This is a genomic window from Qipengyuania sp. SM2512 (genome assembly GCF_054954005.1).
This window is the reverse complement of sequence record NZ_CM143134.1, coordinates 2,769,683-2,788,239: the sequence shown is the minus strand read 5'-3', so window position 1 is coordinate 2,788,239 and position 18,557 is coordinate 2,769,683. Positions and strand designations below refer to the sequence as shown.

Sequence of the window (18,557 nt, the reverse complement as noted above, 5' to 3'; positions counted from 1 at the left end):
GGAATCGGGGGTACGTCTTTATCGTTCTGCGGTAGATGTATACGATCTATCGCAAGTTTGCTGTCGGACCGTTGGGGGACAAGACCGTGTCGGCCCGCGGCAATTCATCCGAAGGAGTATTGCGCGTCGATCCTCTGACCAAGGTTGAGAACCTGTTCTGCATCGGCGAGACCATTCGCTACGTCTGCGATGTGGCCGGCGATCTCGGCGCCATTCGCCGCAGCTATCACTTTTCGCCGATTTACGAAGAACCCACGTCCGCTCGCACGCAGATTCACGCCGCGGGGTTCGACCCCGAATGGGTCGCGCTCTACGAGCGCAAGGAATTTCGCCGCCACGACCCGATCCCCGAGCGTACCCTGCGCCACGGCGCGATGCTGGCCTGGAGCGAAGCGCGGCAGATGGGCACCAATACGCCGGAGACCGAGGCCTATTTCGAGGCATCGGAGCGTTTCGGGCTCATCCACGGGGTCGGTCTGCCGCTCTTCGGGCCCAACGACCGCGATGCCTATGCCAGCTTCGACTGGGGCATCCCGCTGGAGGAGGTTCCCGCCGAGCATATTTCGCTGATCAAGGCGCTGACGCGGGCCGCGCAGACGCGCGTCTGCAATCTGCTCGACCAGGACAAGCGCAAAGCCAGCCTGTCCGAGCGCGAGGCGGAGGTGCTGCAATGGCTAGCGCATGGCAAGTCGCGCACCGATATCGCGACCATCCTCGATCTCTCGCCCGATACCGTGAAGACCTATATCACCCGAATCTACGACAAGCTCGAGGCGCGCGACCGGATCGCGGCGGTGGTCAAAGGGCTGCGGCTGATCTACCTCTAGCGCGCCACTCCGACTACGCAGCTAGCGCGTCAGGCCCGAACTGCCCTGACGGCTGTTCCAGCGATTGACCATCATCAGCGTGCCGATGCAGATCATATTGGTCAGCATCGAGGAACCGCCGTGGCTCATGAAGGGCAGGGGGATGCCCACGACCGGGGCGAAGCCCATCACCATCAGCAGATTGACCGCCACATAGAAGAAGATCGTGGCGGCCATGCCTCCGGCGACCAGCTTGCCGAAACGGTCGTTGGAACGCCGCGCCACCAGCAGGCCCCAGCGCAGGATCAGCGCGAAGCACACGAGCACCACCAGTCCGCCGACGAAGCCCCATTCTTCCGCCATGCTCGCAAAGACAAAATCGGTGTGCGGTTCGGGGAGATATTGCAGATGGCTTTGCGAGCCCTCGTTGAACCCCTTGCCGGTCAGCCCGCCCGATCCGATCGCGATCTTCGACTGGGTGATGTGATAGCCCGCGCCCAGGGGATCGCTCGCCGGGTCGAGCAGCGTCGTCACGCGGCGCTGCTGATAGGGCTTCAAGCCAAAAAAGAAGGCGAGCGGCGCGAGCACCGCGCCGGCGGCGCCGAGGATGGCGAACCAGCGCATCGGGAGGCCGGCGAGGAACATCACCACGCCGCCACCGAACAGGATGGCGAGCGAGGTACCAAGATCGGGTTGCACCAGCACCAGCGCGACCGGGAGCCCGATCAGCACGCCTGCGGGCACCAGCGCGCGCCAGGTCGAGGTCATGCCCACGGGCAGGTCGCTGTAGAAGCGCGCGAGCGCGAGGACGATGGCGGGTTTCATCAGCTCGGAAGGCTGCAATTGCATGAAGCCCAGATTGAGCCAGCGCTGGCTGCCGCCGTTGATCTGCCCCATCGCCTCGACCAGCATCAGCAGCAGCAGAACTAGGACATAGACCGGATAGGCGGCGAACTTGACCAGATTGGCCGAGAACAGCGTCATGACGATCGCCATCACCAGGAACACGCCGAAGCGGACCAGATGCGACGCCGCATAGGGCTCCCAGCTACCGCCCGCCGCCGAATAGAGAACCAGCGCGCCGAAGACGATCAGGGTGAACAGCGGGAACAGCATGCCCCAGGGCTGCCGCGCGACCGGGGCGGGAACGATGCTCATCGGGCGCGGCTCACTGCGACGGGGTCTGAACGGGCGCCGCCGCCGGGGTGGATGCGGTCTCGGGAGCGGGTATCGCCGGCGCGGCGCGGGTCTGCGGCGTCCGCGGAGCAGCGCGCGGATCGGCTTCGGATCTGGGCACGACTACGCGATCGGCGAGCTGTTCGGACTGGCGACTGGCGATCCGCGCCTCGGCCTCGACCCGATCGAAGATTTCTTCGCTGCGCGTCGGGGCCGGGGGGACGGTTTCGCCCGCGGCCGCGGCGTAGGCGGCGTATTTCGTGATCAACCGCTCCTGCGCGGTGCCGCCCCATTGCGCTTCCAGCGCGGACAGCGCTTCCATGCCTTTCGCCGGATCGAAGAGATAGGTCATGATGTCGCGCGCGATCGGATAGGCTGCGCCCGATCCGCCGCCATGCTCGATCACCACCGCCCCGGCATAGCGCGGATTGTCGAACGGGGCGAAGAAGATGAACAATCCGTGGTCGCGATATTTCCACGGGCCGGTCTTGCCGTCGGAATTGCTGAGGCTGACGACCTGAGCCGTGCCGGTCTTGCCGGCCATCTTGACCGTCTCGATCGGCAGGCGCGCGCGACCGGCCGTGCCGGGGCCGTTGACGACATCGCTCATCGCCTGGCGGACGTAGCGGACATGCTCGTCCGAGAAATTGACCTGGTCGAACCCCTTGATCGGAGTCTTGCGGTTGAGTCTGGGCTCGACATGGTTGCCGGTGGCGAGGCGCGCCGACATCACCGCCAGCTGCAGCGGGTTGGCCAGCATGTACCCCTGGCCGATGGTGGCGTTGACAGTGTCGTAGGCCTGCCACTCGCGCTCGTATTTCTTCAGCTTCCAGGCCGGATCGGGGACCGTGCCATAGAACTGGCTGGTCACCGGGAGCTCGAATTCGTGCCCCATCCCGCAGCGCCGCGCCATCACCGCGATCGGGTCCATTCCGGTACGCTGCGCCATGGCGTAGAAATAGACGTCGCACGACTGGTAGATGCCTGCGGCCATGTCGACCGCACCGTGTCCGCCGCGCTTCCAGCAGCGGAACACGCGGTTGCCGACGCGCAGACCGCCGGTGCACAGCACCCGCTCCGAGGGATCGATCCCCTGCTCGAGCAGCGCCATGGAGACCATCGGCTTGACGGTCGAGCCCGGAGGATAGAGCCCCTTGAGCACCTTGTTGCGCAAGGGCACGCGCTCGTCCTCGCGCAGCATCGAATATTCCACGCTGCCGATCCCGGCGGAAAAGCTGTTGGGATCGTAGCTGGGCATGGAAGACATGCACAGGATGTCGCCGGTGCGGCAATCCATCACCACCGCGGAACCCGATTCCAGTCCGATCCGGCGCGCCGCGTAATCCTGAAGCGGTCCGTCGATCGTCAGATGGACCGGATCGCCCTGGACATCCTCGCGCGTCTCGAGTTCCTTGACGATCCGTCCGGAGGCGGTCACCTCGACGCGCCGCGCGCCGGGGACCCCGCGCAAGTTCTGTTCGAATTGCTGCTCCAGCGCGTCCTTGCCGATCTTGAAGCCGGGGGTGATCAGCAGCGGATCGCCCTCTTCCTCGTATTCCTCGGCATTGGCCGGGCCGACATAGCCGAGCAGATGGCCGACGCTCGGTCCCGTAGGATAGAATCGCGAATAGCCGCGCTGGGGGACGACGCCGGGCAGATCGGGAAGTCGGACGCTGACCGCGGCGAAATCCTCGTAATCGAGGCCCGTCGCCACCTCGACCGGCTGGAAGGAGGCGGCTTCGTCGACCCGTTTGGTGATATCGGCCATGGCGGTGGCATCGAGGTCGAGAATTTTGCCCAGCGCCGCCAGCGTGGCCTTGGTGTCGACCAGCTGGTCGGGGATGACATCGACGCGGAAATCGGCCTTGTTCGAGGCCAGCGGCGCGCCGTTGCGGTCGAGAATCCATCCGCGCCGGGGCGGGATCAGCGACAGATTGACCCGGTTGCTCTCCGATTCCAGCTCGTATTTCTCGTTTTCGGCGATGGCAATAAAGGCCATCCGTCCGGCAAGCAGCACCCCGATGCCGCCCATTCCTGCGCCGATGACGAAGCTGCGCCGCGAGAAAGCCTGGTCCAGCGTGGTGCTGCTGACATGGTCGCGCCTGGTTTTGCCCAGCTTCATCCGACCGTCCGCCAGCGGGTCAGCCGCATCTGGTCGAGCCGCGCGACAAGTCGTGCGAAAAGTGGAAAGACGAGAATCGATAACACGAGTTGAGGCCCCAAAGCGACGAGAGCGGCGAGCGTGGGCTCGCCGCCCGATACGAGCATTGCGGCGGGCATATAGACCAGCAGGATTAAACCCGCGGTGAACCAGTCCTGCGCGAAGCTGCGCCAGGGAAACCGGGTCTCGATCAGTTCGATGACGATCATCGCGACCGACCAGAGCAGGACCGCGCTGCCCAGCGGCTGGCCGCTGAACAGGTCGTCGAACAGCCCCAGCGGGAAGCCCGCCCAGACCGGCAGCAGTCCGGGGCGCACCAGCCGCCAGGCGAGCAGCATGAGAAACCCGAGCGGCGGCACCACCGGCAGCGCGGAGGCGATGAAGAACACCGGCACCAGCGAGGCGATCAGGATCGAAAAATAGGGCACCACCGTGGCGACCACGGTCGAATGCGAGCGGTTGATCCGCTTGCCATAGGCGTCGCTGCGCGATTTCGGGTTGAGCCGCTCCACCTTTATTCGCCCAGTTCGCGCTCGATCGGAGTGCCGGCGCCGGTCACCGCCTCGGGTTCGAAGATCGGGAGAACCGAGACATAATCCGCCGCCGCCGGATCGCTGACGATGCGGGCGAGGGCGCCATCGTCGGTGATCTCGGTGGCGATCGCGACCGCGACTCCGGGCTGATAATAGCCGCCCGCGCCGCTGGTCACGAACAGATCGCCGGGCTCGAGCGGATTGATCCCGAGGTTGATCAAGCGGATGCGGATCAGCCCGTCTCCGCGGCCCTCGGCAAAGGCGACCACCTCGTCCTGGGCGCGGCGTACGGGGAGCACGCTTTCGGGGTCGGTCAGCAGCAGCACGCGGGCGCTGTGATTGCCGACTTCGAGAATCCTCCCGATAACCCCGCGCGGGCTGCGCACCGGCATGCCGACCGCGACGCCATCCGCGCGTCCGGCACCCAGATAGGCGAAACGCCGCGTGCTGGCGGCGCTGGCACCGACGAGCCGCGCGACGGCAACCGGTTTGGCCTCGGCGTCCTGAAGCCCGAGCAGGGCTTTGAGCCGCCGGTTTTCCTGTTCGACCGCGGCGGCCTCGCCAAGCCGGATCCGCGCCAGTTCCATCTCGCGCTTGAGCGCGGCGTTCTGCGACCCGGCGCGGTAATAGCCGCGCACGGCATCGATGAAGCCCTTGCTCTCGGTCCGCGCCGCGGCGACCGGCTGCGTCACCGGGGTGGCCGCATCATTGGCGGTGCCGCGCGCACCCGAGAGGAAGCCGGGTTGCCACAGCGACAGGCCGAGCAGCACCGCGCCGACGAGCGCGCCCACTCCGGCGGCGATATAGCCGGTGAATAGGCTGTATTGCGCCTTACGCGAATAGCTCGAGCGCCGTTGTCCTGTCGGCGCCATGGCGGCCGTCTTCCCCTAGTGTTGCCCGGTCGTCTACGCGGTCATCAAGACGCCGCGATATCGCTCGTCTTCCATCGCCCGGCCGGTGCCGATCGCGACGCAGGTCAGCGGATCCTCGGCGATCGTCACCGGCAGGCCGGTTTCCTCGCGCAGATACTGGTCGAGTCCCTGGATCAGCGCGCCGCCGCCGGTCAGGACGATGCCCTGGTCGACGATGTCGGCGGCGAGTTCGGGAGCGGTGTTCTCCAGCGCGATCCGCACGCCCTCGACGATCGCGCCGATCGGCTCGCTCAGCGCCTCGGCGATATGGCCCTGGTTGATCGTGATTTCCTTGGGCACGCCATTGACCAGATCGCGGCCCTTGAGCGTGATCGATTCGCCGATCCCGTCGGCGGGGGCCACGGCGATGCCGTAATCCTTCTTGATCCGCTCGGCGGTGGCTTCGCCGATCAGCAGATTGTGGTGGCGCCGGACATAGGAGACGATCGCCTCGTCCATCTTGTCGCCGCCGGTGCGCACCGAGGTGGTGTAGGCCAGACCGCGCAGGCTGAGCACCGCGACCTCGGTGGTGCCGCCGCCGATATCGACCACCATCGAGCCCACCGGTTCGGTGACCGGCATGTCGGCGCCGATCGCGGCGGCCATGGGTTCGAGGATCAGATAGACCTGGCTGGCGCCGGCGTTGCTGGCGGCGTCACGGATCGCACGGCGTTCGACGCTGGTCGAGCCCGAGGGGACGCAGATGGTGATCTCGGGATAGCGCATCAGGCTCTTGCGGCCGTGCACCTTGCGGATGAAATGCTTGATCATCTCTTCGGCGATCTCGATGTCGGCGATGACGCCGTCGCGCAAGGGGCGGATCGCCTCGATAGAATCGGGGGTTTTGCCCATCATCATCTTGGCGTCCTCGCCAACCGCCTTGACGCGCTTGGTGCCGTTGATCGTCTCGATCGCGACCACCGACGGCTCGTTGAGGACGATGCCCTGACCCTCGACATAGACCAGCGTATTAGCCGTGCCGAGATCGATCGCCATGTTCTGCGAGCCGAACTTGAAGAGGTTGTTCCAGAAACCCATTGCTACCCGATTCCGATTTTCGATGAGGGCTTTACGAGCCGAGCTTGCGACCGTTCCGACCCGATTGTGACAGCGGAACAACCCCCTTAGCGAAGCACCTGTGCAATTGCCAAAACATTCGCGCCGGTTTGGCGGGGAAATATCTGCGTTCCGGCTCGAATTCCGGGCGCTTCGCGGCTAGGCCTGTGGTGCCAGTCATGCCGATCATCCGCCGCCTCCCCGAACAGCTCGTCAACCGCATCGCCGCAGGCGAGGTGGTCGAGCGTCCCGCCGCCGCGCTCAAGGAACTGGTCGAGAACGCGGTGGACGCGGGCGCGACGCGGATCGCGGTCCGGCTGGTCGAGGGCGGACTGGGTTCGCTTGAGGTCACCGACGACGGCTGCGCGATGAGCCCGGAGGAGATGGCGCTCGCGCTCGAACGCCACGCCACCTCGAAGCTGCCCGAAAGCCTCGTCGGCGAAGAAGGCGCGATCGAGCGGGTCGCCACGCTCGGCTTTCGCGGCGAGGCGCTGCCCTCGATCGCCAGCGTGTCGCGCTTCACCTTGGAGAGCCGCCCGCATGGCGCCGAGCAGGGGTGGAAAATCGTGGTCGATCACGGTGCCGGCGTTTCCGACGGTCCCGCCGCGCTCCCGCCGGGCACGAGGGTGCGGGTCGAACAGGTGTTCGCGCGGATCCCCGCGCGGCGCAAGTTCCTGCGCACGCCGCGCAGCGAATACGCCGCCAGCCTCGACGTGGTCCGCCGGCTCGCGATGGCGCGGCCCGATATCGGTTTCACGCTCGATCACGGCGAGCGCCGCGTGCTCGCGCTCCAGCCCGGCGAGGCGCTGGTAGACCGGGTGGCGCAGATCGTCGGGCGCGAGCTCAAGGCCAATGGCGTCGCCATCGATCTCGAGCGCCACGGCATGCGGCTGACCGGGATCGCCGGGCTGCCGACCTACAATCGCGGCATTGCCGACCACCAATATCTCTTCGTCAACGGCCGCCCGGTGAAGGACCGCCTGCTCGCGGGCGCGGTGCGCGGAGCCTATTCGGACATGCTCGCGCGCGACCGCCACGCGGTCCTGGCGCTGTTCCTCGAGATTGCGCCCGAAGACGTCGACGTCAACGTCCACCCCGCCAAGACCGAGGTCCGGTTTCGCGATGCACAAGGCGTGCGCGGCTTTATCGTCTCGGGGCTGCGGCAGGCGCTGGCGACCGGCGACCGCCGCAGCGCGCAATCGCCCGACGCCGCCGCGATGGAGCGCTGGCAGCGCGAGCGCGACGACCCTGCACCCGCATTGCGCTCGATCTTCGAGAACCGCGACTGGTCGCGCCCCTCCGCCGGCGTCGCCGAACCCGGGACGAGCCCGTGGCGCGCTGCCGATACCGGCGCGATGGCGGAGCCGCAGGGCAGGGCGGAGCAGGCCGAGCCGTTCGCCCCCGAACAGCGCGCCTATCCGCTCGGCATCGCGCGGGGGCAGGTCGCCAACACCTATATCGTCGCCGAGGCGGCGGACGGGCTGGTGCTGGTCGACCAGCACGCCGCGCACGAACGGCTGGTGCTCGAACGGTTGCGCGCCGCCGGGGCGGGCGAGGCCGCCGCGCGCAGCCAGGCGCTGCTGATGCCCGATGTGGTCGAACTGGAAGAACCCGCCTGCGACCGGCTGGAAGAGGCGGCCGAGCGGCTGGGGCAGCTCGGTCTCGCGATCGAGCGCTTCGGCCCCACCGCGATGCTGGTCCGCGCGCTGCCGCATTCGCTCAGGAACGGGGACCCCGAAAAGCTGCTGCGCGATATCGACGACGATCTGGTCAAGCACGGGCAGGACGATGACAAGGGCGCGCTGCTGCTGAGCGAGAAGCTCGAACTGGTGCTGGCCACCATGGCCTGCCACGGCTCGGTCCGCGCCGGCCGCGTCCTCAGCGTCGCCGAGATGAACGCGCTGCTGCGCGAAATGGAGAACACCCCGCGCTCGGGCCAGTGCAACCACGGTCGCCCGACCTGGGTGAAGCTGGCGCTGGACGATGTCGAGAAGCTGTTCGGGAGGCATTGAGGGACGGGCAACCCTTCTTCCCCCCTCCCTCTGGGGAGGGGCCGGGGTGGGGGTACGGCGCGCGCAGCCAGAAGCGCCGAACACCCCCACCCGACCTCCCCCCGAAGGGCGAGGGGAAGGACGGCCGCAGAGAAAACCCCACCCCCTCGTCATTGCGAGCCGCCGCAGGCGGCGCGGCAATCCACGACCGACGCTTCCCACCCACAACCCCGGCAGCGACAACCCGCCACGTCACGCCATGGATTGCCGCGTCGCTGCGCTCCTCGCAACTTGCAGACATCCCTCATGTCGCAAAACTTTCTCTAAATCGGCATAATCACCCCCATCCGCAGCAGTCCTCAAGGAATCTACAATGCGCATCGTTAGCTTTGGACCGATCGCTATCCTTGGCGCTGCTCTGTTCATCGGGGGATGCAGCGGAAGTCACCCAAGCAGCGCTTCGGCCGATATTTCACAAGCCGCCATGCACGTCTCCGAGATAGATCAGGAACTTGACTCTACCCTTCGCAGATTGGTCGCCGCGGCCCAAATCGACCCAGCCGGTGGTGTTCGTTTCGATCGCCCCCTCGAGGATCGGCGATACCTAGACCCAAATAGCGGCCGTTATTGGCAGATCAGCGGCGAAGGACAGGTAGAGCTTCCATCGCGCTCGCTCTGGGACCGCACGCTGAAGGTCGATGGAAGGAGAGCTCTGCAGGATCCGTTTTTCTACGATTCCGACCAACTGAGCGGCGAGCCGCTTAGGATTGCTGAGAAAACGGTTCGACTGCCGGGAAGTGAGGTCGAATGGCAGTTTGTGGTCGCAAGCCCTCGCATAGAGTAATCCGATTAGCGTTGGAGACCCTTCCTGCCCGCTGGAACCTTGTTCCAGAAATTCGTGACCGTGGGGGGGTAACGCGATACAGGCATCTCTCTTATGACGATCACGTCGTATAGCTGTCCTTGATCATCTCGACCGACATTGTGGCGTAGCAACGAGCTTCTGCGGATACCTGATGGAAGCTCGAACTCGACGAGGGAGACGCACTCATACGCTCCCTTCGTTTCACTCATGCAGAGCGCTTGCGGCAAAACCTGCGTATCGGCTGGGGGTAACGATCAAACCATCCTGCCGACGGATTAGACCGGCGAAACTCGGCCAAGAGCCTTGGACTAATTCCTGAAGCTCGACTGATGTAGGCACATTGTCAGCATGCTTAGCTTGTGACAGCGTAGGAAACGCAAGAGCGAGTGAAAGGACGGTGGCTTTCTTTGAGAGGCTCAGCATGGATTTTCGCAACGAAATCTAAGGTCAGTTTTCCACCCATTCCCGGACAGAGCACCCACTCGCCGCCCGCCTCGAAGCGGACTCGCGTGCTTCGCAAGTTGACCCCGCCCCGCAAACCCCCGAACAGCGTTTCCGCGCGCGTCGTTCAGGCTCGGGCCAAGCTTGCCCAAGCAAGGCGGGCACGAAGCTATGTGGAGTGATGGATGCGGTACGGGTTGTGTCTTGCGGTTCTGGCGCTGGCGGGTTGCGGGAATGACGTCTCGCCGGAGGAACAGGCGCGGCGCGATGCGCAGGATGTCGCCGAGGTTCGCGCGGCGCAGGTCGCGCCCGCGGTTCCGGTGACGCTCCAGCCGATCGGTCTTGCCGAGATCGAGCAGCAGGACATGATCGGGCTGGGCTGCAGCTTTCTCGCCGACAATGGTGGCGACGAGGCGCTGGCGATCACCATGGGCGATGCCGCCTTCGCCAAGCGCGGCGGGCAGGTCATGCGGCTTGCCCCCGATCGCGGCAGCGCCGAAAACCCGCTCGGCACGCAGGCGAAATACGACGGGCGCGAATTCAGCCTGCAGCTCGACGTGCTCGACCCCGAGGGCGAGCAGGTGGGGATGGAAACCATGGGCTACGATGCCCGGCTGACGCTGACCGACGGCCGCGACCGGGTGATTTACCGTGCGGACGGCACCGCGCGGTGCGGCGCCTAGCAGTCTAGGCCCGAGCCAGCATCACTCCGCGATCGGCGCTTCGGGGTCGCGGACCTGCATCAGCCCGTTCGAGACCATCTCGAGCACCAGCTCGTCGTTCTGGTTGTAGGTCTGCGCGCGGGTCTTGAAGAGGCCCATCTCGGGGCGCGAGCGGCTACGGCGCTTTTCCAGCACCTCGGTCTCGCAGCGCAGCGTGTCGCCGGGGTAGACGGGCTTGCGCCACATCAGCTGGTCGACGCCCGGCGAACCGAGCCCGGCGCGCTGGATCACCGACATGTGCTCGACCAGCATCCGCATGGTCATCGCGCAGGTGTGCCAGCCGCTGGCGGAGATCTTCCCGAAATGCGTCTGCGCCGCGGCCTCGTCGCTCAGATGGAACGGCTGGGGATCGTATTTCTGCGCAAACTCCAGCACTTCCTCGCGGGTGACCTGGTAGCTGCCGAAGGAGTCCTTCGCGCCGATCTCGATATCTTCGAAGTAAAGCATGAACCCCGCATCGCGCAAAGCGGCGGACGAAGCAATACGCTTCGCCCGCCGCCGGTTTCGCAGTCACTGCGTTTCGGATCGCTAGGCGATCACAGCCGGAACTTGGGAATGCCCCTGTTGCTGTCGAGCTCGGGGATGATCCGGTAGCGCGCCAGCACCAGGCTGAAGAGACCGAACAGCAGCAGGCCGATCGCGGTGAGCGTGAAGACGAAGCCCTGGCCCGCAAGGCTCGCCACCGCATCGCCGAGCGATTTGACCTGGTCGGCGCCTCCCGCGAGGAAGCCGGCCTGGAACAGCGACCAGCCGATCACCGCATAGACCACCGCGCGCGCGAGAAAGCCCGCGCCGCCCACCCAGCGGGTCGCATCGGGCGCCTGCGCGCTGACGCGGTGCATGAATTCGCCCGAAATGCCCTTCTTGGCCTGGAAGATCGCGACGACGAAGAAAATTACCCCCAGCAGGCCGAGCACGGTGCCGCCGAAATCATAGGACAGCACGCCTGCTGCCGCTTCCTGGGTGCCGTTGCCGCCGCCGCCGGTGCTGGTGGCGAATTTATAGGCCGAATAGGCGAGCGCGAGGTGCCCGATTCCGCTGCCCGCGTGGCCGATCCGTTTGGCCCAGCCCTTCTTGTCCGACCCGTTGTTCTCGATATCGAACAGCGGCGAGCAGAAGCGGAACAGGGCGTAGGCGGTCAAGCCGATCACCATGATCCACAGGATCACCGTGCCGGCCGGATAATCTTCGATCGCGCGAAACACGCCATTGGTGCCTTCGCCGATCTGGTCGGCGCGGGTGAGGGCGATCAGACCCAGCACGGCATAGAGAATGGCGCGGCTGAAATAGCCCACGCGCACCAGCCAGTTGAACTTCTCGGATTTGTCGACCACGTTTTGTTTCCCCCGTTGAATTGTGCCCCCCGAACGGTTCGGGCCGCAATTGGTGCCTTATCGCGCGATTTTGCAGGATGGAAACCCTACTCTACTCCCCGCGGGGAGGGGGGAAGGGCGGCGCTAGGCACGGGCTCCCCCCTCGTCATTGCCAGCCTCCGCAGGCGGCGCGGCAACCCATGGCCCGAGGGTGTCCACACCCACAGCGGCAGCAGCAACCCGCAACGCCGCCCCGTGGATTGCCGCGTCGCTGCGCTCCTCGCAATGACGAAAGCGGGGTGCCGGCCCCAAACCTTTTCCCCTCGCAATGGAGAGGGGGACGTCGGATCAAACGATAACCATCCCGCCCTAGACGTTGAACTTGAACATCAACACGTCGCCGTCCTGAACCAGATATTCCTTGCCCTCCTGGCGCAGCTTGCCCGCCTCGCGCGCGCCGCTCTCGCCGTTCAGGGCGATGTAATCGTCGAAGGCGATGGTCTCGGCGCGGATGAAGCCCTTCTCGAAATCGGTGTGGATCTCTCCGGCCGCCTGAGGAGCCTTGGCGCCGCGCGGAAAAGTCCAGGCGCGGGTTTCCTTGGGGCCGGCGGTGAAGAAGGTGTTGAGCGCGAGCAGTTCGTAGCCCGCGCGGATCACCTTGCTCAGCCCGCTTTCCTCGAGCCCGAGCTCGGCGAGATATTCGCTGCGCTCCTCGGGTGCCATGCCCACCAGCTCGGATTCGATCGCCGCAGAGACCACCACCGACTGCGCGCCCTCGCGCGCGGCCTTGGCGGCGACCGCCTCGGAGAGCGCATTGCCCGTCGCGGCGTCTTCCTCGGCGACGTTGCAGACGTAGAGCACCGGCTTGGCGCTGAGCAATTGCGCCTGCGCGAAGACGCGCTCCTCTTCCTCGTCCTTGGGCTCGGTCAGCCGCGCGGGCTTGCCCTCGCGCAGCAGCTCGAGCGCCTGGCCCAGCACGCTGGCCATGATCTTGGCTTCCTTGTCGCCCCCGTTGGCGCGCTTCTGCGCGTTGGGGACGCGCTTCTCGAGGCTTTCGAGGTCCGACAGCAGCAGCTCGGTCTCGACCACTTCGGCGTCGGAGATCGGATCGACCTTGTTGGCGACGTGCTGGATGTCGTCATCCTCGAAGCAGCGCAGCACGTGGACGACCGCGTCGACCTCGCGGATATTGCCGAGGAACTGGTTGCCTAGGCCTTCGCCCTTGCTCGCGCCCTTCACGAGGCCGGCGATATCGACGAAGCCCAGTTGCGTCGGGATGGTCTTGGCCGAACCGGCGATCGCGGCGATCCGGTCGAGACGCGCATCGGGGACCGCGACCTGGCCGACATTGGGCTCGATCGTGCAGAAGGGATAGTTCGCGGCCTGCGCGGCCTGCGTCTCGGTCAGTGCATTGAAAAGGGTGGACTTGCCGACATTGGGCAAGCCGACGATCCCGCAACGGAAACCCATCGAAAACTCCAGCTGATTGTTCGCGCAGCGCCTTAGCCGGGGCCGGGCGAATTGACCAGCGGTGCCGGCTGGGGTTCGGGCGGGGGCCCGGACGAGGGATCGGGCGCGTCGAACAGACCCAGCCGGTGCATCTCGCGGTGGAGATAGCGCAGCGCCCATATATCGTAGAGCGCGTGACCGATCATGACCGCGAGCAGGCTCCCGCTATACCAGAACACCACGCCGAAAATCGCGCCGATCACGAACAGCAATGCGGTGATCACCGGCTTTGCCCAATGAACGACGGCAAACGCGGCGGAAGACAGCAGAATGGCTGCCATCGGCCCGAGATGATCGCTCAGCAGGGTTTGCAATCCTGCGCGGAGCAAGGCCTCCTCGCCTATTCCCGCGCCGAGCGAGAGCAGCACGATCGGCAGCCATCCAAGCCGCGGGCCCAGCAACGAAAAAGTCGGCGCCTGAAGCCGGACCAACCGCTCACCGATATCGGGAAACCCACGAAAAAGGACGAAGGCGAGCAGGATCAACGCAGCGGCCAGCGCCACGCCAGTCAGGGCTCCGGTCCATGAAAGAACAACGAAATCGCCGGCAGCGCGGCCGGACCAGATCCAGAGCAGGAGGCCCAGCCCGGCGAAAACCGCGGCCTGTGCGGAGAGCGCAGCGATCATCCTGCCCGACGCCTTTTCGAGCCCGGTGTTTTCGGTCTCAGCGTTCATGGACGGCGCGCATCACCGGGCCGAGCTGCGGCGAGCGGCCGAGCCATTCGAGCTGGGTGCGCGCGGTGACCTCGTTGATCGCGGTCTGCGGGATCGCTCCGCCGCTGACCGGAACGCGCAGCGGGCGGGTGCCCTGGGGCAGGGCGATGGTGCGGGCGACGGCGCGCGGCACGTCCATCGGATCGGCGGAGCGGCCGGAGCCATCTTCGGTCCCCATCCGCGCGACGACTTCCGGATAGCCCAGCGCGTGTTCGGGGGCGATCCGCTCCTTCAGCGCGCCGGTGTAGATGTTGCGGTTGACCCAGACCTCGGTCGGGTAGCCGCCGGGCTCGATAATGGTGACCTCGATATTGTGCGGCACGAGTTCGTAGGCGAGCTGCTCGCCCATCGCCTCGAGTGCGAATTTGGTCGCCGAATAATGCCCGCCGTAAGGGATGATCACGCGCCCGAGCTGGCTCGAGATCTGGAAGATCTGGCCGCCGCCCTTGGCGCGCATACCCGGCAGCACCGCGCGCGCCATCCGGTGGGCGCCGAAGACATTGGTGTCGAAGGCCAGTTTCGTGGCTTCCATGTCCTGCACCTCGACCGGGCCGGAAATCCCGATCCCGGCATTGTTGATCAGGACATCGATCGGACCGCCGTTGATCCGCATGGCCTCGGCGACGCCGCGCTCGACCTGTTCGTCGGACAGCACGTCGATCTCGATCACATGGAGGTCGAGGTCGTCGCTCGCGGCGAGGCGGCGCAATTCATCCGCCTCGGGGCGGGGAATGTTGCGCATGGTGGCGAAGACGCGGGCGCCGGCGCGGGCGTAATGCTCGGCGCCGAGCCTTCCGAAGCCCGAGGAGGTTCCGGTGATGAGGATCGATTTGCCCGCGAGATCCGGAGCGGCGGCGGCGATCAAATCGCTCTGCGCGCGGGAGGCGGTGGCGGCGAGCACGGTGGTCGCGGCGGCACCGGCGAGCAGCGAGCGGCGGGTCAGATCGGGCATGCGAATCTCCTCTGTCTCAGGAGCAACCTAGCACATCATTCCTGCATTCTGAGCGCCACGTCGTTCATGAACCGCGCGTCGTCGCCGCGCGCGAGCCAGTCGGCCTCCGCGCCCATCGCGCCAAGCATGGCGATCAGATCGTCGCGCTCCGCCTTGGCGTAGTCGCCCAAGACGTGCCCGGTGACGCGGTCCTTGTGCCCGGGATGGCCGATCCCGATCCGCACCCGGCGAAACTCGGGTCCGCAATGCTGGTCGATGCTGCGCAGGCCATTGTGCCCGGCATGGCCGCCGCCCTGCTTCACCTTGACCTTGAACGGCGCCAGATCGAGCTCGTCGTGGAACACGGTCAGCGCTTCGGTGCCCAGCTTGTAGAAGCGCAGCGCCTCGCCGACCGCGCGGCCGCTCTCGTTCATGAAGGTGGCGGGCTTGAGCAGCAGCACCTTCTCGGTGCCGATGCGGCCCTCCTGGACCCAGCCGCTGAACTTCTTCTGCACCGGGCCGAAATCATGCATGTCGGCGATCACGTCGCAGGCCATGAAGCCGACATTGTGCCGCTGCATGGTGTATTTGGGTCCGGGATTTCCGAGGCCTGTCCAGATTTGCATGGCGAGCGCTTAATCGACCCCTGCCGCTTCGTCACCCCCGCACGCGGTCACGCGCAGGCCAGGCGCACAAAGCAAAACACCGGACTTCTCGCGAAGCCCGGTGTCTCGGTATCGGTTGGGAAGAGGAGCGTTTACTCGCTCTTGTCTTCCTGTTCCTGAGCGGCGTCGTCGTCGGGACCCTGTTCGGTCGCGGCGGTTCCACCGGCATCCATGCCGGCGCCGGTCTGGTCGTCGCCGGCTTCACCCTCGGCGCGCTTGAGCGCGGACGGCGCAACCAGCGTGGCGATGGTGAAATCGCGATCGGTGATGGCGCTTTCGCTGCCCTCGGGAAGCGTGACTTCGCTGATGTGGATCGAATCGCCGACTTCCTTGCCGGTGACGTCGATCACGATCTCGCTGGGGATGCGATCATTGTCGCAGACCAGCTCGAGCTCGTGACGGACCACGTTGAGCACGCCGCCCTTCTTGAGACCCGGCGAGGCTTCCTCGTTGGCGAAGACCACGGGGACCTGGACGTCGATCTTGCCGCCCTTGACCATGCGGAGGAAATCGGCGTGGATCGGGCGATCCTTGACCGGGTCGAGCGCAACATCCTTGGGCAGGGTGCGCAGCGTCTGGCCGCCAAGTTCGATCTCGACGATCGAGTTCATGAAGTGACCGGTCATCAATTGCTTGACCAGTTCCTTCTCCTCGATGTGGATCATCACGGGTTCTTCCTTGCCGCCATAGATCACGGCGGGGACACGGCCATCGCGACGCAGTGCACGGGAGGCTCCCTTGCCAGCCCGTTCGCGCGTCTCGGCCGGTAGGGTCAGAGCATCGCTCATGAGTTTCGTACCTTTCGAATTGCTTGTGGTTGTCGTCCGGTTCACCACGCCTCCAGGGATGACCATGGCACCGGACTGGCGGGCGCTTAGCAGGTGACGGCAAAAACGCAAGGCCGCAGGACTGAAGGGGCGAGGGGCCGCTACTGGATGCGGCGGACGGTGTAGCCGCGCGCTTCCATCAGCGCGGGAAGGCCGTCGTCGCCGAACATATGCGCCGCTCCCACCGCCACGAAGGGCTTAGGGTCGGCCGAGAGCAGGTTTTCCAGCTGCGCCGCCCAGGCGCGGTTGCGCCCAGCGAGCAGCGCTTCGTAGAGCTCGGGATCGGCGAGGATGCCCTCGCCGGTGAGTTCGCTCAACTGCTTCTCGTCGCCCGTCTGCCACATCCGCGCCATCCGGCCGATGTCCTGCTCGTAATCCTCGGTCTCGCCGATCACCGCGTTGAGCAGGTCGCGCTGCTCGGTCTCGGGCAGATCGTCGAAAATCCGCAATTGCGTCTCCGCGCCCTCGAATTCGATGATCTCGCGGGTGCCGAAATCGCGGATCAGCGCGCGATCGACGCCGTTCTCGGACTTCGCCTGCTGCGCCACCTGCGCCAGCGTCAGCGCCGCGGCCCAGGTCTCCATCGCATCGAAATGGCTGCGGCGGACCTTGGCCCGCGTCAGCAGCGCCTGGTACTGATCGGCGAGCGCGGGATCGACCCGCGCGGCGAGCGGGCCGGGCGGATCATCGAAGGCGAGCCGGGTGAACAATTCGCCCAGCGCCACCCCGTCGTCGAGCGAGGCGACCTCGACCGCCAGCACATCGGCCTCCGCCACCGCCTCGTCGAGCACATTCGAGCGCCATTCGACTCCGTCGGGGAGGGCGTGGATGGTGCCGAACAGCCAGCCCTCGACCTCCCCTTGGGCATTGGCGAGCTCCCACAGGATCGGCGCGCCCTCGGGCTGCGCCGCCGGCACCGCGGGCTGGTCGGAACACCCCGCCAGCAGCAGGGCGCCAAGCAGCGCCGGCAGGAAGAGGCGCAGGCTCACTGGACCCGCGTCACGGTCATGCCGCGCTCTTCGAGATAGTCCTGCACGCTGTTGGTGCCCGCAAGATGCCCGGCGCCGACCGCCATGAAGACCGTGCCCGGCGTGTCGAGCCGCTCGTCGATCCAGTCGGCCCAATTGCGGTTGCGGCTGTAGAGCAGCGCCTCGGCAAGCACCGGATCGGCGAGATTGGCGTTCATCAGCTCGCCCAGCTCCTCGGTGTCGCCTTCCACCCATTCGGTGAGCAGCTGATCCATCATCGGCACCACCTCGTCGATCATGTCGGTGGTGGCGATGAGGAAATCGATTTGCGACTGGACCGGCAGGGTGTCGAGCATGCCGAGCTGGAACTCGACCGTCTCGAGCGCGTCGCGGGTCGCCCCCTCAGGTGCGCGCTCCTCGACCAGCTTCTCGACCCCGCTCTCGGCGGCATAGCCCGCCTTGAGTAGCGGCAGCACCGCAAGGTTCATGCCTGCGAACCACGGCTCGAAGCGGTCGAAGGCGCCAACCGGCAACTCGAGCGAGGTCATCGCCGCCTCGTAGCTGGCGCGCTGCTCGGGATCGAGCTGGTCGCGCAGGCTCTCGCCCTCGGGCAGCAAGGCCAGTCCGATGATCTTCTGCTGGTTGGCCGGGTCCTGCTCGAAGCCCGAGGGAATCTCGGTCACCAGCGTGCCCGAGGATCCGAGCGCGGCGGCGACCGGGCCGCTGAACCAGTCGATATCCTCGGGCAGCGCGTGGACGGTGCCGAACAGATAGATCGTGGTGTCCTCGTCGGCGACCTTCCACAGCGCCGGGCCGGCGGGCTGCGCGGGCGCTGCGGCGGGAGCGCTCGCGGCGACGGGCGCGCTATCCTCGGCGACGGTGGTGCAGGCCTGCAGGCCGACGAACATGGTGCCGGCGGTGAGCGCGGCGGCGAAGCGGGTTCTGGTCTGGGTCATGGTCGGGTCCTTC

General features: G+C 66.2%; 18 protein-coding genes. 4 read left to right on the top strand and 14 right to left on the bottom strand.

All coding sequences use genetic code 11. The features are described from left to right. The first annotated feature begins 119 nt into the window (after positions 1 to 119). Positions 120 to 827, top strand: a complete 708-nt coding sequence (locus ACQ5J0_RS13835; RefSeq protein WP_462568137.1) for a helix-turn-helix transcriptional regulator — start codon at positions 120 to 122, stop codon at positions 825 to 827. 21 nt (positions 828 to 848) lie between these two features. Here ACQ5J0_RS13835 and rodA read toward each other — a convergent pair whose 3' ends face one another. The 5 genes from rodA to ACQ5J0_RS13810 are packed head-to-tail and all read right to left on the bottom strand — an operon-like array spanning position 849 to position 6,625. After that, positions 849 to 1,964, bottom strand: a complete 1,116-nt coding sequence (gene rodA, locus ACQ5J0_RS13830; protein ID WP_462568136.1) for a rod shape-determining protein RodA — start codon at positions 1,962 to 1,964, stop codon at positions 849 to 851. 10 nt (positions 1,965 to 1,974) lie between these two features. Further along, positions 1,975 to 4,104 carry a penicillin-binding protein 2 gene (gene mrdA, locus ACQ5J0_RS13825; protein ID WP_462568135.1) on the bottom strand — a complete coding sequence of 710 codons (2,130 nt, stop codon included), beginning with the start codon at positions 4,102 to 4,104 and terminating at the stop codon, positions 1,975 to 1,977. Next, positions 4,101 to 4,655 carry a rod shape-determining protein MreD gene (mreD, locus tag ACQ5J0_RS13820; RefSeq protein ID WP_462568134.1) on the bottom strand — a complete coding sequence of 185 codons (555 nt, stop codon included), beginning with the start codon at positions 4,653 to 4,655 and terminating at the stop codon, positions 4,101 to 4,103. The genes mrdA and mreD overlap by 4 nt, the downstream gene beginning before the upstream one ends. A gap of 2 nt (positions 4,656 to 4,657) precedes the next feature. Further along, positions 4,658 to 5,548: a rod shape-determining protein MreC gene (locus ACQ5J0_RS13815; RefSeq protein WP_462568133.1), complete on the bottom strand. Its 891-nt coding sequence runs from the start codon at positions 5,546 to 5,548 to the stop codon at positions 4,658 to 4,660. Positions 5,549 to 5,581: 33 nt separating this feature from the next. Then, positions 5,582 to 6,625, bottom strand: a complete 1,044-nt coding sequence (locus tag ACQ5J0_RS13810; protein WP_067607478.1) for a rod shape-determining protein — start codon at positions 6,623 to 6,625, stop codon at positions 5,582 to 5,584. Between the two features lie 197 nt (positions 6,626 to 6,822). Between ACQ5J0_RS13810 and mutL the strand changes: the two genes are divergently transcribed. The 3 genes from mutL (at position 6,823) to ACQ5J0_RS13795 (ending at position 10,623) form a co-directional block, all read left to right on the top strand. After that, positions 6,823 to 8,655 carry a DNA mismatch repair endonuclease MutL gene (gene mutL / locus ACQ5J0_RS13805; RefSeq protein ID WP_462568132.1) on the top strand — a complete coding sequence of 611 codons (1,833 nt, stop codon included), beginning with the start codon at positions 6,823 to 6,825 and terminating at the stop codon, positions 8,653 to 8,655. Positions 8,656 to 9,007: 352 nt separating this feature from the next. Then, the gene (locus ACQ5J0_RS13800; protein WP_462568131.1) at positions 9,008 to 9,478 is read left to right on the top strand and encodes a sensor histidine kinase N-terminal domain-containing protein; all 471 of its coding nucleotides are present in this window, start codon (positions 9,008 to 9,010) and stop codon (positions 9,476 to 9,478) included. A 647-nt stretch (positions 9,479 to 10,125) separates the two neighbouring features. Continuing rightward, on the top strand, positions 10,126 to 10,623 hold the full coding sequence (locus ACQ5J0_RS13795; RefSeq protein WP_462568129.1) for a hypothetical protein: 498 nt from the start codon (positions 10,126 to 10,128) through the stop codon (positions 10,621 to 10,623). A 21-nt stretch (positions 10,624 to 10,644) separates the two neighbouring features. On the opposite strand, the gene ACQ5J0_RS13790 is transcribed toward ACQ5J0_RS13795, so the two are convergent. From ACQ5J0_RS13790 to ACQ5J0_RS13750, 9 genes are all read right to left on the bottom strand, one after another. Next, entirely contained in the window at positions 10,645 to 11,109 is a 465-nt protein-coding gene (locus ACQ5J0_RS13790) for a MaoC family dehydratase (RefSeq protein WP_462568128.1), read from the bottom strand. Between the two features lie 89 nt (positions 11,110 to 11,198). After that, positions 11,199 to 11,996, bottom strand: coding sequence for a DUF1206 domain-containing protein (locus tag ACQ5J0_RS13785; RefSeq protein ID WP_462568127.1), 798 nt, complete (start codon positions 11,994 to 11,996; stop codon positions 11,199 to 11,201). A 348-nt stretch (positions 11,997 to 12,344) separates the two neighbouring features. Beyond that, positions 12,345 to 13,445 carry a redox-regulated ATPase YchF gene (gene ychF, locus ACQ5J0_RS13780; RefSeq protein ID WP_462568126.1) on the bottom strand — a complete coding sequence of 367 codons (1,101 nt, stop codon included), beginning with the start codon at positions 13,443 to 13,445 and terminating at the stop codon, positions 12,345 to 12,347. Positions 13,446 to 13,477: 32 nt separating this feature from the next. Continuing rightward, positions 13,478 to 14,158: a lysostaphin resistance A-like protein gene (locus ACQ5J0_RS13775; RefSeq protein WP_462568125.1), complete on the bottom strand. Its 681-nt coding sequence runs from the start codon at positions 14,156 to 14,158 to the stop codon at positions 13,478 to 13,480. Continuing rightward, positions 14,148 to 15,149 (bottom strand): SDR family oxidoreductase, encoded by a 1,002-nt coding sequence (locus ACQ5J0_RS13770; RefSeq protein WP_462568124.1) that lies wholly within the window; start codon positions 15,147 to 15,149, stop codon positions 14,148 to 14,150. The genes ACQ5J0_RS13775 and ACQ5J0_RS13770 overlap by 11 nt, the downstream gene beginning before the upstream one ends. Positions 15,150 to 15,184: 35 nt before the next feature. Continuing rightward, positions 15,185 to 15,754, bottom strand: a complete 570-nt coding sequence (gene pth, locus ACQ5J0_RS13765) for an aminoacyl-tRNA hydrolase (protein ID WP_462568123.1) — start codon at positions 15,752 to 15,754, stop codon at positions 15,185 to 15,187. Between the two features lie 131 nt (positions 15,755 to 15,885). Then, positions 15,886 to 16,581 (bottom strand): 50S ribosomal protein L25/general stress protein Ctc, encoded by a 696-nt coding sequence (locus tag ACQ5J0_RS13760; protein WP_462568122.1) that lies wholly within the window; start codon positions 16,579 to 16,581, stop codon positions 15,886 to 15,888. A 140-nt stretch (positions 16,582 to 16,721) separates the two neighbouring features. After that, the gene (locus ACQ5J0_RS13755) at positions 16,722 to 17,609 is read right to left on the bottom strand and encodes a TraB/GumN family protein (protein WP_462568121.1); all 888 of its coding nucleotides are present in this window, start codon (positions 17,607 to 17,609) and stop codon (positions 16,722 to 16,724) included. Then, positions 17,606 to 18,544, bottom strand: a complete 939-nt coding sequence (locus ACQ5J0_RS13750) for a TraB/GumN family protein (RefSeq protein WP_462568120.1) — start codon at positions 18,542 to 18,544, stop codon at positions 17,606 to 17,608. The genes ACQ5J0_RS13755 and ACQ5J0_RS13750 overlap by 4 nt, the downstream gene beginning before the upstream one ends. Between the last annotated feature and the right edge of the window lie 13 nt (positions 18,545 to 18,557).